The sequence below is a fragment of the Flavobacterium notoginsengisoli genome, from assembly GCF_042686225.1.
Taxonomy (GTDB): Bacteria; Bacteroidota; Bacteroidia; order Flavobacteriales; family Flavobacteriaceae; genus Flavobacterium; species Flavobacterium notoginsengisoli.
The window spans coordinates 136004-149947 of the sequence record NZ_JBHUOT010000005.1 but is presented as its reverse complement, the minus strand read 5'-3'; the positions used below and the strand labels follow the sequence as shown (position 1 = coordinate 149947).

Genomic DNA, 13944 nt, shown 5'->3' with positions numbered 1-13944 from the left:
TCTATTTTTAAAGAATAGAGTATCAAAAGAATTAGCAGATTTAATATAATGGCAGTATCCAAAAAACCGGCACCAAAAAAAACAACCACAAGTAAACCAAAACCTAAAACATCTCCAAAGAAAAGCAATCGCACTTTGGGAGAAAAAATAAAAAGGTTTTTTATCAAAGCTGCTTTATGGTTTTTCGGAATATCAATCGGATCGGTTATATTTTTTAAATATGTTCCGGTTCCGTTTACGCCTTTAATGATTATTCGTGCAATCGAAAATAAATGGGCTGGAAAAGAAGTTTACTTTGACCATGACTGGGAACCGATTGAAAAAATCTCGATGAATTTGCAAAAAGCGGTTATAGCCAGTGAAGACGGAACTTTTTTAACCCATAACGGGTTCGATTTTAAAGCACTTCAAAAAGCCTATAAAAGCAACGAACGCGGACGCCGAATTCGAGGCGGAAGTACAATCTCACAACAAACCGCGAAGAACGTCTTTTTATGGCAGGGAAAAAGTTATTTTCGTAAAGGTCTTGAAGCTTATTTTACTGTTTTAATTGAATTAATTTGGGGTAAAGAACGCATCATGGAAGTTTACTTAAATAGCATTGAAATGGGGGACGGAGTTTACGGAGCTTATGCGGCAACAGAACATTGGTACCGTCGTGATGCTTCTAGTTTAACGCCAATGCAGGCGGCAGGAATTGCAGCAATTTTGCCAAATCCAAGAAAATTTAAAGCTACAGGTTCTTCAAGTTATATCAATAGAAGAAAGGAACGAATTGTCCGCGAAATGCGATACGTTGGAAAAATCAATTATAAAGGAGATGAGAAAAAGTAAAAAAGCTCTTTTTGCTTTTCTAATCTTAACCACAACGTTGACTTTTGGACAAGGAAAAACTTCAGAAATAGGTTTTATATCAGACAATGACTTATACACTTCGTCTAAAAACGATATGTATTATACCAACGGATTGGAACTTTTTTACCGGTTTTTGTCAAAGAATGACAATGAAAAGATCAATAAGAAAGTGACAGAATTCCGTGTTGGGCAATATATCTATAATCCAAGATTTATAAACGAATCTGCGATTGATATAAATGACCGTCCTTTTACAGCTTATCTTTTTGCGGAAGCGGGAAAAAGTTTTTTTTATCAAAGTGAATCCGTACTAAAAACCGATTTTCAGTTAGGTTTTATGGGGCCAAATGCTTTAGGCGAACAAACTCAGGTTGGATTTCATAAAATTATTGGATATAAGAAAGTCTATGGTTGGGAGAATCAATTGCATAATGCTTTTGCTGTTCAGGCGCATGTAATGTATTCTAAAAAAATGTTTCCTTCCAAACAAAATGATTTTGTCGATTTGCACTTTCATTCAGAAGCCAATTTGGGAACTATTTTTACTGGAGTTTCAACTGGTTTTATGGCGAGATTTGGATTTAAAAAATTGCTTCCAATTTATGATTCTAATATGTATCATGCTTCTGTTAATTCACAGACCCAAACAGATATTAGAGAGTTTTACTTTTATGCCATGCCTAGCGTCAATTATCAGTTTTATGACGCCACAATAGAAGGCAGTATGTTTAATGATACCAGTCCAATTACTTTCGATTTGAATCCGCTTCGTTTTAATGCCGAAGCTGGTTTAAAATACCGATACAACAATTTTAATATTTCGTATTCATTCCTTTACCGCGGAAGAGAATTAAATGATCCAGGAATCAATACCAATGCAGGATATTTTTATGGCTCGATTCGAATGGGGTTTTTACTTCGTTAAGGTTTTTCTACAAAGACACTAAGTCACTAATTCAAAGTGTTTATCTAAGATTTTGGAATAATTGGAATTGTGATTTATTGATTTAAATTTTTTAAAAGATAAAATTTAAAATAAATATGTGGGGTTATTTTTTTCTGTTTGTTTTTTTTGTCGTTTATGCTTGTATAAGATACAAATGGGGATCGTTTTTGATTCCAGACTTATTTGTTGGATTTATTTTATTGTTATTCTTGACCTACTTTTATTATAATCATAATGATAGAGGCTTGATTTTAATCTTTATGGTTAATCTGTTTTTATATGTAATTGTTTTTATTTCATCTATCTTTATATATTTTGATATAGAAAATGAGAGAAGAACATACTACATATTTACCATACTTGTTTACTTGTTGGTCATAATTATAGAAAAACAATTTGTGAATTATCACGAATCTTTTGCTGGTATATATCTACCAGTTGCTCTGGCATTCTTTCCTCTGTATTTCTCGACCTATTATAAAAAATATATAAGCGGGGAGGCTTAAAATACTGTTGCAATAATTTTAGGGTTTCTTATTATTTCTTTTATTGAGCTAAGCAGGTTTGTTGCAAAGGCGCAAAGTTTTTTGATATTGCCCTTTCAGGGCATATTGTAGTCTTTTGTCTTTACTATCATAGCGCTTCGCACGATGGTAATGCCTTTAGGGCTTTCAGCCCAATTTTTAGAGTTGCGTACATTGCATTCTTTTTAAATTGAAATTTTAAAAAAGGTTTAGAGAACACAAAACACAATCATTAGACTAGTATAAACCATAGTTGTGCCTTTAGATCATTCATCCTGATTTTGAAAGTTGTTAGATTTTATTTTTTTTTAGCTTTTACAGAAATGTATAAACAGCTCTGAAAGAGCTCAAGCATTAGAATGGTGCAACGGACCATGGAAAAAATAATCAATATAGTTAATCCAGCCCTGAAAGGGCGAAAGCCTAATCCCAAAGATACCGTTCGTCATATTCAACATTATATTTATTTAAAAATGCTAAGAGTTCTTTTTTGAATGTCTTTTTTCTATGATGCTCTTCTTGATTTTTAATGTATTTAACTACGATCTCTAATTGAGAAGGATTAACAGAAAAAATACCATAACCATCTTGCCAGTAAAAGTTTGCATAACGTCTATCAACCGTTTTTATCCATTTTGAAGATTGTTTTTTTACTTCTTCTACTAATTTCATTTGTGTAATTTTTTTGGATAATAGACATAGAATATGAACATGATCGTTATATCCTCCCACCTGAATCGGATTACATTCTAATCCTTTGCAAATTCCACCAAGATATGCCCATAATTTATCTTTTATATCGTCGTCAATAAGTGGTTGACGTCTTTTAGTACTGAATACGAGATGTATATATACTTTGTATAATGATTGTGGCATAATTTTTCTTTTTTAGGATTGGTGATTTTCTTTTTTACATAGCGCTTCGCACTATGTTAATATCTATTGGGCTTTCAGCCCATTTTGGATGGCGGTACTCTTGTTCGCTATGCATAGCGCTTCGCACTATGTTGATATCTATTGGGCTTTCAGCCCATTTTGGATGGTGGTACTCTTGATTGCTATGCATAGCGCTTCGCACTATGTTAATATCTATTGGGCTTTCAGCCCATTTTGGATGGCGGTACTCTTGATTGCTATGCATAGCGCTTCGCATCATTGTAATCTCTGTGGGGCTTTCAGCCCATTTTGGATGGTGCTGTTCTTGGTCACTATGCATAGCGCTTCGCACTATGTTAATGTCTTGGGCTTTCAGCCCGTTTTATTTCTGAATTGTTTTTTATCCTTTGTAAAACCAGACAAAACAGCTCTGAAAGAGCGTAACCTCTAAGATAGTGCAACGCACTATTGAGGGGGAAAGAATATAGTCACTCAAGCCCTGAAAGGGCGAAAGCCTATTCTCAAAGATATGTTTGCCATAATGTGGTATTAAGAAAATAAAATTAAAAGTCGAATTATTTCAAGAGAGCTAGCAAAAGTTATAATTGTATTATAATAAGCTAATAGTAATTAACTAAAAACAAAAAAAGCCACTTCTGTGTAAGAAGTGGCTTTTGTAACTTGTATAAAAACAGAAAGATTATTTCTCTTTCAGTAATTTCTCTAAATACTCTACTTTATCTTTTTCGGACTGAACCAAACGTTCGTAAAGTTCTACTACTTTATCAAGAGGATTGAAATTGCAAATAGCACCACTTGCAAAATTTCCAAAGTTTCCGTGACTGTCTGTAAACGTATTAAAATAATTAATCACATTTTCTTCAGAAAAATTTTTTATTGCTTCGGCAGATACACCAAGTGCTTTTGCTACTTCGGCAAGTTTTGCATCATCGATCGTTTCACTATTTTCTATGGCAGAAATAGCTTGTTGGTTTGTTCCCAAGGCTTGCGCCAAAGCTTCCTGCTTCATATCACGAAGTTCACGAATACGGCTTATTTTTCGCCCTATATGATTTGATTTTGCTGTTGTGCTCATAATTCAAAGGTATTTAAAAAATATTTACAAAATCATTTTAAGTAAAAAACAGCTTTGTTTTTGTAAAATACTTTTAGAGTTTGAAAAAGGTATAATTGTGTTTTTTAATCCAGTTCCATTTCATTTGCCAAATCATTCCATTTTTTGTTGAGATATTCTTTTGTGTAATTAAACATTTCAGGATTAATGTCATCTGTTGATTGTGTTGAAGGACTCAAAATTGCTTTTCCTTTTTCAAAATGAATAAAAAACAGTACATTTTTGTCTCCCCAAAAAAATGGGAAAACAATTGCTGTATTTTCGGAGCTTTCAATTACATATTTTTCCAGACTGATTATAAAAGATGCCATTGGTAATATATCTAAATAATTTTCGGCAAAAAACATCATCCCCCAATGCCATTCTTCAGTTGTTTCATTGTAATCTGAAAATGCCATTGCCTTTTTGTATTCCATCCAGCTGTTAAGAACTTCTTGATTGGTGTCATCATCATAAGAGCGAAGCAATTCTGCAGTCAGGGCCATTTTAGAATACATTTGTCGGCTGTCCCACCATTTTAACCAGTTATCGTTTAATTCTGGTTTTTCGGGAGAACTGCTTAAGAATTTTTCAAGCTGTGATTTTGTGATTTTGACTTTGCAATATAAAGAGCTTAATTCAGACATGTTTTCTTGATATTAAATGTTTTTCTTTTTTAGCTAAAACATAAAAGTTTTATGCGCTGTTTTGATTACCATTCCATAAAGAAAATAGAATGATTATCGGGGTCTTTTAAAAACAATGCCATTCCACCGGGATATTCCCACGGACCGGAAAATGTTCCGCCTTTCATTTTTTTAGGATCTGATTGAGCCGTTTCCGGAAGTCTGTTTTTAATGAATCTTTCGTATGTCTCTTCTATATTGGCCTCATTTATCTCTATACTTCCTGCATTTTGCGGTTTTTCCAGACTGCTTATTTTTAATTCAAAATGAATACCAATAGGTACAGAGAAACCTTTGGATTTTTTTAAATTTTCTTCCGGATCGAGATCAAAAACCTTTCGATAAAAATCAAAAGACTTTTCAAGATTTGAACTGTAAAGCCAAAATGAAATTCTCATAAAAATATTTTTTAAATGATTATTTTAATGACGATTATCACATTGAAGATAAATTTCTTCATTTGATTTGTCTATAATAGAAATGGATGGACAGCCAAAAGACTCATATAAAAAACCAAAAACAACATCAGGTTTATTCTTGAAAAGTTTCCCGGTATATTGTTCAATAGCATCGTCTCCGTTTTCATAATTTAATGGAGCAGGAGAGGTGCCTTCGCTTTGACTGTAGAGTTTTTCGATTATGATTTCTTTAGTTTTAGTATCAACTACTAAAAGACGTCTGGCATAAATTGTCTTATAGCTATCAAGATAGTCTTGTAAAAAATATTGATGACTTTTTGTTTCGTAAAAATACGTATTGCCTGTTAATGAGTTTTTTAGGACAGTACGATCTTCATTTTTCATTGTTTTTGAAGGATAATCCTTTTTGGCAATTTTCTTCCATAAAATTGGCTTTAAAGGCTCTTTTGAAAAAGGATTTTCTTTGCCAACATATACCAAAGCATCTCTGTAATACTCGCTAAATCCGGTTAGATTTTTTTTGTTGATTTCAAAACCAATCATAAAATCAAAATTACTATAAGGTTCGGACTCTCCAATTGAATATACATTTAACATGGCGGCGGTCTTGAGATTTTTTATTAGAAAAGAAGCGAGTTTGTTTTTGGCATAATCGTAAACAAACAGTGAATCGTTTTCGGAAATATGAGTTTTAGATAAAAATCTTTTTCTGTAGTTTTTAGCAAACGTGAAATATTGAGCGTCGGCTTCGACCATTTTTTTAAGATTGGGTAAGGCAAGAGTATCTTTTTCGTCATTAATAGGATAAATATCCGAAAGTGAAACAAAAGCAATATCACTACTGTCTTTAGGCATAACAGTAAATAAATTGATACTTTCTTTTCTTGGAGTTCCTTCACCTGCTTCCTGCACTGTATTGGTTTTTAGTTTTGCATTTTTTGATGAATCCTGCTGAGGTATTTTGCCAGACTCTTTTTTGTTGCAGGCAAATAACAGAATTAAAAAAGAGGCAGATAGTAGTAATGATTTCAGTGTCATTTTACAATTATGGATTTTACTTTAGTATTCGATATATACGAAAATACTTTAATTTTTTTAAAACTGAAAGTTAAAACTTAATCCAGGTGTAATTTTTAAGAATGATTTTTCCAACTCTTTTCTTTTTGCTGTAATAATGAATTTTTATTTGAGAGGCCAAGAATTCCTTCTAATATTGAAGTAAAATTAGTCTTGTTGAAGTTTTCTGCTCTTCAGCATTTTTCTAAAATGTAAATAGGCAATGAAGCTAATTATTAAATGGGGCAAAAGCAGCATTGCTGAAAATTTCCAGCCTGATTTCAGTATATCGAAATTAGATTCATCCATTGGTAGATCGCCAGCCATAAAATAAAATAATGTCGCAAACGGAATCAGGCAATAAGTTGCTAATGAATAAAATCTGTTTTTTCTAACAGATTCATAATTGTTGAGAAAAATAATAACTGATGAGATGGATAGGAAGAAAACAAATCTTAAAGAGAAAAAAAACGATAAATTGGAAAGTATAATCAGCCAGAAACTTTTCGTTTCATCTTGTATCTCGAACAAACGATATAATAAACCACCTGAAATTAAAACGCTGAATATCATAATCAGTAACCAGGTTTTAATAAAGTAAAATGTCATTGTTTTGCTGTTTTTCATTTAATTGTTTTGTATTGAAATAATTTTTCCTGTGTGTTTATCAAATGTAATAGTCTTGTTTGGTCCGCCATAAAAAAGTGTCAGGACTAGCGTACTATCAGTTTCGCTCTTAAAAATGATATCTTTCGCGGTTCTGATCTTTATATCCAGATTATCATTCATCAGATCTGAATCGGTGCACTTGATAATTCTTTTTTCTAACAGGCCTTTTTTCTCAATTACTTCAAGCCACGGATAAACCATTGGGCCGTATCCTACAATTTGTGCTCTGTAATTTTCGTTAAGATCTTTATTGATGTATAAACCTAAGGATGTAGTTGAATTTATCAAAGCATAAAAAGGAAGCATCATAGCAATAATACTCAATGCAAATGTGACTATAATGGCAGCTAAAAAGAGCTTTGCCAAAAGTTTTTTCCAAAAAAGAATAATGATTACAAAACTCATTAAAAGCCATAACCAAAATAAAATGGCGTCACTGTAATAACCACGTAAACTTATTTCTTTGTAATAATACAAGAGACCATTTATTACAAAAAGTAAACTTAGAATTAAATAGAATCGTAATAATATTCTTTTAGTTGAACTCATAATTTTTTTGAAATATAGTTTAAACCCAATACCGTAAAAATTGATAAAACCAAAATAGGCAAAATAGAAACTGAAATTGTATAATGAATTTCTTCGTTAAAAGCATAAGTGCTCCAGGAAGATTCACGATCTACAAAAATGCTGTAATTCCAAAAGAACCAAACTGAAATTAAGCTGATTATTTCAACTGCGATTTTTAAATAGATGTTTTTTATGAACGCAAATAGCAGAAAAACAAACGTTAAGATAATGGTTGTGAACAAAGAAATTAAATAGGCATCATCAAAAAAACTACTGTCCGGGTTTCCGCTGGATATTCTTTCAGAGAAACTTCCCATTGCCCAATATATTTCTACAAAAGTGCTGAGAAAAATTGTCAAAGCAATTGCAGAAAAAATTTTGAGAAATTGGATTGTTTTAGTTAAGAATTTTTTTTCCATTTATTTACAATTGGTAATAATCTGTTCTTTTGATGGATTCGATTTATTGCCTTGAAACTCGATTTCTGCAATTTTATTTTCTTTAAGCAGACGACTGAACGAACAGTAATTTTCGAAGCTTTTGTTCTGAAAAAAATACAACAGTTTTATTAATTTTAGATTTGGAAAGGTAATATTTCCATTGATTGTATTGTTTTCATTTAAAGCAAAAAAGCCGTTTACAGTTTCTAGTTTTTCTAAAGTTATCGAGGTCAGTAAATCAGAATATTCAACACTGAAATTTTCATTTACGGTTTGCAGATTTTTAAAACAATTTAATGTTGTGATATCACTATTCATGATCATAACCGTTTTAATTTCTTTGATTTGATTGAATCCATCTACTTTTTTAAGACCTGAATTGCCAATGATAAATATATTTTCAACTTTAACGAGATTGTTGAAACCAGAAATTTGAATTAAAGGATTCTCACTATACTTGCCACTGTTGTTCCCAAAAGTAATGTCGCCGTTCACGGAAATCAGTTTATTAAAACCGTCAATTTTTGAAAGATCACATCCTGAAATAGTAAAGTTTCCGTTGACATTTTCGAGGTTCATTAATCCTTCGACGGAATGAAAGTTTTTAAGCTTCACAATCAAAAGTTCTCCATTAATTTTTTGAATATTTTTAAGGGCATCCAAATTTTGAATTTCTCCTGATAACTCTGTAGATAAGGTATCGCCAATACTTAAATTTCCATTGAAATACGTATAATTTTTTTGTCCAAAAGCATCTACCTCTTTTTGGGTTTTTAAGTTGAGGTTTCCGTTGAAAACTTTATCTGTTTTTCTAATTTCCAATTTTATCTTTTCTGATTTTTTATTTGAAATTGCTGAATTTTGGCAGGAAGTTGCAAATGAGTTTGTGACTGTAATAAATAGAATAATGATAATTCTTTTCATAATTTTTGTGCAGGTAAATCTATTTATCCGTTTTTTCATTTTCAATGTAGTCCTTCACTATTTTTAGAAATTCCTCTTTGGTTAAATAGCGTTTTAAAAATTCTTCGAAAGTTCCTTCATCTTCAATTTCGCTGAAAAACACTTCATGATCCGTAGAATAAACAGTCGGATTTTCCGGATTTGCATCTGTCAGACAGATAAAAAAGTGATCTGGAAATCCGTAGGAATAACAAATACAAATAAAGTCTAATTCTTCTCCTTTAACCACTTCTCTAATTTCACTTTCTTCTACAAGTCCATCTAATTCGCCAAAATCATCAGAATCTTTTCTAAAAGGGGTAAAGAGAAAATTTCTGTAAAAATCCTGCCCGTATGGAAGTTCATGGTCAGAAAAAAAATGATCCAGTAAACGGTCGTAAAATTCCTTTTTATTCTCAAGATATAATTCGCGATTATTGGCATAAAATTCATCAGCTCCGTACAACTCATCTTCATAATAATCCGTGTATAAAGGATGGCTGAATTCAATTAATTGTAAATCTTCCTGTAACGAATTTCCTTTTACTTTATCGATATTTCCACCCAGTTGCTGGATTCGGTCTAATATTTCTTTTTTCATTTTTTGATGTTTAGTAGATTTTAACTTTTGCTGCCAATATCATTGAATATTATATTTTTAAAATGATTGCCGCTATAAACAAAAATAAGAAACCTTTTTTAAAGAAATATCTTTCAAATTATGTAATTATGAAGGACTGTCCCAGAAAAGCATTCTTAACCTTTTGATAATATGGTAAGTAGTTTAAATTTTTACTTTTAATTAAAATTTAAATTATGGAAATTAATTGGGTTGTAATAGGGGTAGTAGTTTTACTGATTGTCATTTTAGTTGTATTAACCATCAGAAAAAATCTAAAAGAGAAAAAGAAATTGGAAAATTTACTGAATAATGATTTTAAAAAAGCTGAAAAGGATAGAGTAGATGCTGAGGATTCAGCAAATGAGAAATAATTAGAATTTTGTTTTTCTAAAAAGAAGACCCTTGTAAACGGAATTTACAAGGGTTTTGATTTTGTGGAGAATACCGGATTCGAACCGGTCGCCTCTACGCTGCCAGCGTAGCGCTCTAGCCAAATGAGCTAATCCCCCAAAGCGTTACAAATAAAGTCAAATAATTCTCAAAAAACAAATTTAGAAACCAATCAGACAAAATATTTTTCAAAAGCGTAACTTTACGTTTAAATCTATTTTTATGAGTTCAGAAAATCTAAATGGAAGTCTGGAAACTTCTTATCAAAATACAATTGCAACAGTACAATTTGGTCATCCTGCGAGTAATTCTTTTCCGCGTACTTTGTTAGATGCATTGACCACTGAAATAAATACCTTAAGCCGAAATGAAGAAGTTTCGGTTATTATTTTAAAAAGTGAAGGAAGCAAAGCATTTTGTTCCGGGGCTTCTTTTGATGAACTTTTAAAAGTAGAGAATGAAGAGCAGGGAATTGAGTTTTTCTCCGGTTTTGCACATTTACTGAATGCCATGAGAAATTGTAATAAATTAATTATTGGTCGTGTTCAGGGAAAAGCAGTTGGTGGAGGAGTCGGAATTATTTCGGCCTGCGATTATGTTTTTGCCACTCCAGAAAGTGATATAAAATTATCAGAACTGGCAATCGGAATTGGGCCTTTTGTGATTGAACCGGCTGTTTCCCGCAAAATAGGAAAAACAGCCATGACAGCCATGACACTTGCACCGCATGAATGGAAAACGGCAGAATGGGCTTTTGAGAAAGGACTTTATTCGGTTTTAAGTGATTCAGAAACTTTGGATATAGAGGTAGGAAGTTTTGCACAAAAGTTAAGCTCTTATAATCCTGAAGCGCTTTATGAAATGAAAAAGATTATCTGGGAAGGCACAGAACAATGGGAATCGCTATTGTTTGAGCGTGCTGCAATTACGGGTAAATTGGTTTTATCTGATTTTACCAGAAATGCATTGCTGCAGTTTAAAAAATAGGCATGATATAAGTCATTGATTTTGGATAAATAGGAACTTAGTTTTGAAAAATGTTTTAAAATCAGTTTTTCACTATATAAATTATTGAGTATGAATCTTATTTCATTATTCCAAAAAGTTGACATTGCAGAGAAAATTAAAGAGGCTCCGGACAGTGGTTATCAAATTGGTGTTGTCATCGGATCTTTCATTCCGTTTCTGGTTTTGGGCGGAATTGCTTTATGGATGTATAACAGAGCTAAAAAAAGAGACAAAGACGGCAATTAATTTGTAAATTTGCAAGCTTAAAATTAAAAATCGATGAGTAATATCAGAATTACAAAACAATTTAGTTTCGAAACCGGTCATGCTTTGTACGGTTACGACGGAAAATGCAAGAATGTTCACGGACACAGTTACAAATTATCGGTAACCGTTATTGGTTCGCCAATTACAGACCGATCGAATGTAAAGTTCGGAATGGTGATTGATTTTTCGGATCTAAAGAAAATTGTAAAAGAAGAAATCGTCGATCAGTTTGATCATGCAACTGTTTTCAATCAAACTACTCCCCATATCGAATTGGCTAATGAACTGAAAAATCGTGGGCATCATGTAATTTTAGTGGATTATCAGCCAACAAGTGAAAATATGGTGGTTGATTTTGCTGAGCGAATTAAAAATCGTCTTCCGGCAGGAATTGCTCTTTTCTCTTTAAAACTTCAGGAAACAGAATCTTCGTTTGCCGAGTGGTACGCTTCCGATAATTTGTAAAAAAGTTAAAAGTGAAATGTGAAAAGTAAATTGTAAAATGCCTTTTCATCTCACATCTCACATTTCACATTTCACATTTCACATTTCACAAAAAAATCAATGAAAAAAATATATTTTGCTTCAGATCAGCATTTTGGTGCGCCAACTCCGGAATTGAGCTTGCCACGCGAAAAGAAATTCGTGGCCTGGCTGGATGAGGTTAAAGAAGATGCTGAAGCTATTTTTTTATTGGGAGATTTATTTGATTTCTGGTTTGAATATAAAACGGTTGTTCCAAAAGGATTTGTACGTGTTTTAGGTAAACTGGCTGAAATTCGCGACAGCGGAATTCCAATTTTTTTCTTTGTTGGAAACCATGATTTATGGATGGAAGATTATTTTGAAAAAGAATTGAATATCCCCGTTTATCACGATAACAAAGAATTTACTTTTAACGGAAAAACGTTTTTGATTGGTCATGGTGACGGAAAAGGCCCTGGTGATAAAGGCTATAAAAGAATGAAAAAGGTATTTACAAATCCGTTTTCAAAATGGCTTTTCCGCTGGCTTCATCCAGATGTTGGGGTTAGTTTAGCACAATATTTATCTGTTAAAAACAAATTGATTTCGGGAGACGAAGACATTAAATTTTTAGGTGAAGATAAAGAATGGCTGATTCTGTACGCGAAACGAAAATTAGAAACCAAACATTACAATTATTTTGTTTTTGGACATCGCCATTTACCAATGATTCGTTCTGTTGGCGAAAATGCTGAGTATGTAAATCTTGGAGATTGGATTGGTTATTTTACTTACGGTGTTTTTGACGGAGAAAAATTTGAACTTTTAGAATACAAGAAATAATTACTTTTTAACACCCGGATAAATTCCAATCTTGTGTGTTCTCAAAATATAATTCGAAAGTTGTTTGCTGTTTGAAAGCTGAAAACTAATCGCATTTGACGCTTTTTTAGGCATATGGCATTCTATACAATTATCGGCTAATAGTTTCTCAGATTTTATTTTAAGCGTCGTTTCATTGTGTTTTAGTCCCTGATGGCAGCTCATGCAGATTTTAGAATAAGACGCCATATTTTTCGACGCATTTTCATGCGGATTATGACACGTGATGCAATCCATTTTGTTGCTGTTCATAAAACATTTACTCTGCGCCATTAATCTAAACTGGTTTCCATGAACATCAAATTTTGTAGTATCATTTATACTTCTGGTTTCACGGAAATATTCAGATAAGTTATCTCCTGGTTTAAAATCGAAACGGGATTTTATTTTCATGCCGTCATTTCCTGCGTGGCATAATGCACAAGCATCGAGTCTTTGTTGTCTGTTTAATGATTTGAAACTTGTAATGCTGTTAGCCACTTTAATGTTTGGATTTTTTATATGAAAATCAACATGTTTTTTAGCTGGCCCATGACAGCGCTCGCAGTCAATTCCGTATACGATAGTTTTTTTATTAATGGCATCTTCAACATCCATAGACATGAAGTTTTTGTCTGCAGAACTTTGGTCAACCGTTCTCGAACTGATGTTGGAACTATGACAGGCATAACAATCTTTAACCACCATTCGTTCAAAATAAGGCTTATCGGCGGGAAAGCCCGGACTTGTAGCCCAATTGTTTACAGAATGATAAAAAGAAACGGGTAGTTCGTAGGTATTGTTGTTTTTCCAATAAACAGAAGTCTGAGCATGTTTGGTTCCAAAAACAATTTCGAATTTATATTTAGAAACTTCTTTTCCATTTTTATATAAAACCTGGTACAAACTGTCTCCATGTTTTTCCATGACCAGTTTGGTGTCTTTATCGTAAATAAAAGTGTGGTTTTTAGAATCGAAATCGCCTGAGACATTTTCTAATATTGCCGGGGCAGTAGCTTTAAAATGAGAACTGTGGAAGGCCATTTCAGCTTGTACTTTATGACACTGCACACAGCTTTCTGAACCCGCGTAATCGGTGCCGCGGGGATCGATATATTCTTCTGATTTAGTATTGCAGCTGACAAAGAAAATTGTCGAGAGAATGGTCGTTAGTAGAAATACAGCTTTTTTCATTGCTGTAAATATACTTTTTTTTGATTTGAATCAAAATATA

Annotated in this window: 18 protein-coding genes and 1 tRNA gene; 7 read left to right on the top strand and 12 right to left on the bottom strand. The window is 32.5% G+C overall.

From position 1 onward, the window contains the following. Nucleotides 1-48 precede the first annotated feature (48 nt). Together mtgA and ACFS3A_RS13085 are read left to right on the top strand one after the other, a co-directional pair. Nucleotides 49-834, top strand: coding sequence for a monofunctional biosynthetic peptidoglycan transglycosylase (gene mtgA, locus ACFS3A_RS13090; protein ID WP_379826003.1), 786 nt, complete (start codon nucleotides 49-51; stop codon nucleotides 832-834). Next, complete coding sequence (locus ACFS3A_RS13085; RefSeq protein WP_379826001.1) at nucleotides 821-1780, top strand: lipid A deacylase LpxR family protein; 960 nt, start codon at nucleotides 821-823, stop codon at nucleotides 1778-1780. Before mtgA ends, ACFS3A_RS13085 begins: the two co-directional genes overlap by 14 nt. Before the next feature lie 968 nt (nucleotides 1781-2748). Here the strand turns inward: ACFS3A_RS13085 and tnpA are convergent. The 10 genes from tnpA to ACFS3A_RS13035 form a co-directional block, all read right to left on the bottom strand. After that, nucleotides 2749-3201: an IS200/IS605 family transposase gene (gene tnpA, locus ACFS3A_RS13080; RefSeq protein WP_379826000.1), complete on the bottom strand. Its 453-nt coding sequence runs from the start codon at nucleotides 3199-3201 to the stop codon at nucleotides 2749-2751. A gap of 700 nt (nucleotides 3202-3901) precedes the next feature. Continuing rightward, nucleotides 3902-4297, bottom strand: coding sequence for a helix-turn-helix domain-containing protein (locus tag ACFS3A_RS13075; protein ID WP_379825999.1), 396 nt, complete (start codon nucleotides 4295-4297; stop codon nucleotides 3902-3904). A 104-nt stretch (nucleotides 4298-4401) separates the two neighbouring features. Beyond that, nucleotides 4402-4962 carry a hypothetical protein gene (locus ACFS3A_RS13070; RefSeq protein ID WP_379825997.1) on the bottom strand — a complete coding sequence of 187 codons (561 nt, stop codon included), beginning with the start codon at nucleotides 4960-4962 and terminating at the stop codon, nucleotides 4402-4404. A 65-nt stretch (nucleotides 4963-5027) separates the two neighbouring features. Then, on the bottom strand, nucleotides 5028-5399 hold the full coding sequence (locus ACFS3A_RS13065) for a VOC family protein (protein ID WP_379825996.1): 372 nt from the start codon (nucleotides 5397-5399) through the stop codon (nucleotides 5028-5030). A 24-nt stretch (nucleotides 5400-5423) separates the two neighbouring features. Beyond that, on the bottom strand, nucleotides 5424-6458 hold the full coding sequence (locus ACFS3A_RS13060) for an oxidoreductase (protein ID WP_379825995.1): 1035 nt from the start codon (nucleotides 6456-6458) through the stop codon (nucleotides 5424-5426). Between the two features lie 186 nt (nucleotides 6459-6644). Further along, nucleotides 6645-7103 (bottom strand): hypothetical protein, encoded by a 459-nt coding sequence (locus ACFS3A_RS13055; RefSeq protein ID WP_379825994.1) that lies wholly within the window; start codon nucleotides 7101-7103, stop codon nucleotides 6645-6647. Further along, complete coding sequence (locus tag ACFS3A_RS13050; RefSeq protein WP_379825993.1) at nucleotides 7104-7694, bottom strand: hypothetical protein; 591 nt, start codon at nucleotides 7692-7694, stop codon at nucleotides 7104-7106. It abuts the gene before it with no gap. After that, nucleotides 7691-8134: a hypothetical protein gene (locus ACFS3A_RS13045; RefSeq protein ID WP_379825992.1), complete on the bottom strand. Its 444-nt coding sequence runs from the start codon at nucleotides 8132-8134 to the stop codon at nucleotides 7691-7693. The genes ACFS3A_RS13050 and ACFS3A_RS13045 overlap by 4 nt, the downstream gene beginning before the upstream one ends. Next, nucleotides 8135-9079, bottom strand: a complete 945-nt coding sequence (locus ACFS3A_RS13040) for a hypothetical protein (RefSeq protein WP_379825991.1) — start codon at nucleotides 9077-9079, stop codon at nucleotides 8135-8137. It abuts the gene before it with no gap. 19 nt (nucleotides 9080-9098) lie between these two features. Continuing rightward, the gene (locus ACFS3A_RS13035; RefSeq protein ID WP_379825989.1) at nucleotides 9099-9698 is read right to left on the bottom strand and encodes a hypothetical protein; all 600 of its coding nucleotides are present in this window, start codon (nucleotides 9696-9698) and stop codon (nucleotides 9099-9101) included. Nucleotides 9699-9913: 215 nt separating this feature from the next. Between ACFS3A_RS13035 and ACFS3A_RS13030 the strand changes: the two genes are divergently transcribed. After that, on the top strand, nucleotides 9914-10090 hold the full coding sequence (locus tag ACFS3A_RS13030) for a hypothetical protein (protein ID WP_379825988.1): 177 nt from the start codon (nucleotides 9914-9916) through the stop codon (nucleotides 10088-10090). 64 nt (nucleotides 10091-10154) lie between these two features. Here the strand turns inward: ACFS3A_RS13030 and ACFS3A_RS13025 are convergent. Beyond that, nucleotides 10155-10228 (bottom strand) — tRNA-Ala (locus ACFS3A_RS13025). 103 nt (nucleotides 10229-10331) lie between these two features. Here ACFS3A_RS13025 and ACFS3A_RS13020 point away from each other — a divergent pair. The 4 genes from ACFS3A_RS13020 (at nucleotide 10332) to ACFS3A_RS13005 (ending at nucleotide 12692) form a co-directional block, all read left to right on the top strand. Continuing rightward, nucleotides 10332-11096, top strand: a complete 765-nt coding sequence (locus ACFS3A_RS13020; RefSeq protein WP_379825987.1) for an enoyl-CoA hydratase/isomerase family protein — start codon at nucleotides 10332-10334, stop codon at nucleotides 11094-11096. Nucleotides 11097-11186: 90 nt separating this feature from the next. Beyond that, on the top strand, nucleotides 11187-11363 hold the full coding sequence (locus tag ACFS3A_RS13015; protein ID WP_379825986.1) for a hypothetical protein: 177 nt from the start codon (nucleotides 11187-11189) through the stop codon (nucleotides 11361-11363). A gap of 33 nt (nucleotides 11364-11396) precedes the next feature. Next, on the top strand, nucleotides 11397-11849 hold the full coding sequence (locus tag ACFS3A_RS13010; protein WP_179001872.1) for a 6-pyruvoyl trahydropterin synthase family protein: 453 nt from the start codon (nucleotides 11397-11399) through the stop codon (nucleotides 11847-11849). A 99-nt stretch (nucleotides 11850-11948) separates the two neighbouring features. Next, a complete protein-coding gene (locus tag ACFS3A_RS13005) occupies nucleotides 11949-12692 on the top strand; it encodes a UDP-2,3-diacylglucosamine diphosphatase (protein WP_379825985.1) in 744 nt (247 codons plus the stop codon). Here ACFS3A_RS13005 and ACFS3A_RS13000 read toward each other — a convergent pair whose 3' ends face one another. Continuing rightward, nucleotides 12693-13904: a cytochrome c3 family protein gene (locus ACFS3A_RS13000; protein WP_379825983.1), complete on the bottom strand. Its 1212-nt coding sequence runs from the start codon at nucleotides 13902-13904 to the stop codon at nucleotides 12693-12695. It abuts the gene before it with no gap. Between the last annotated feature and the right edge of the window lie 40 nt (nucleotides 13905-13944).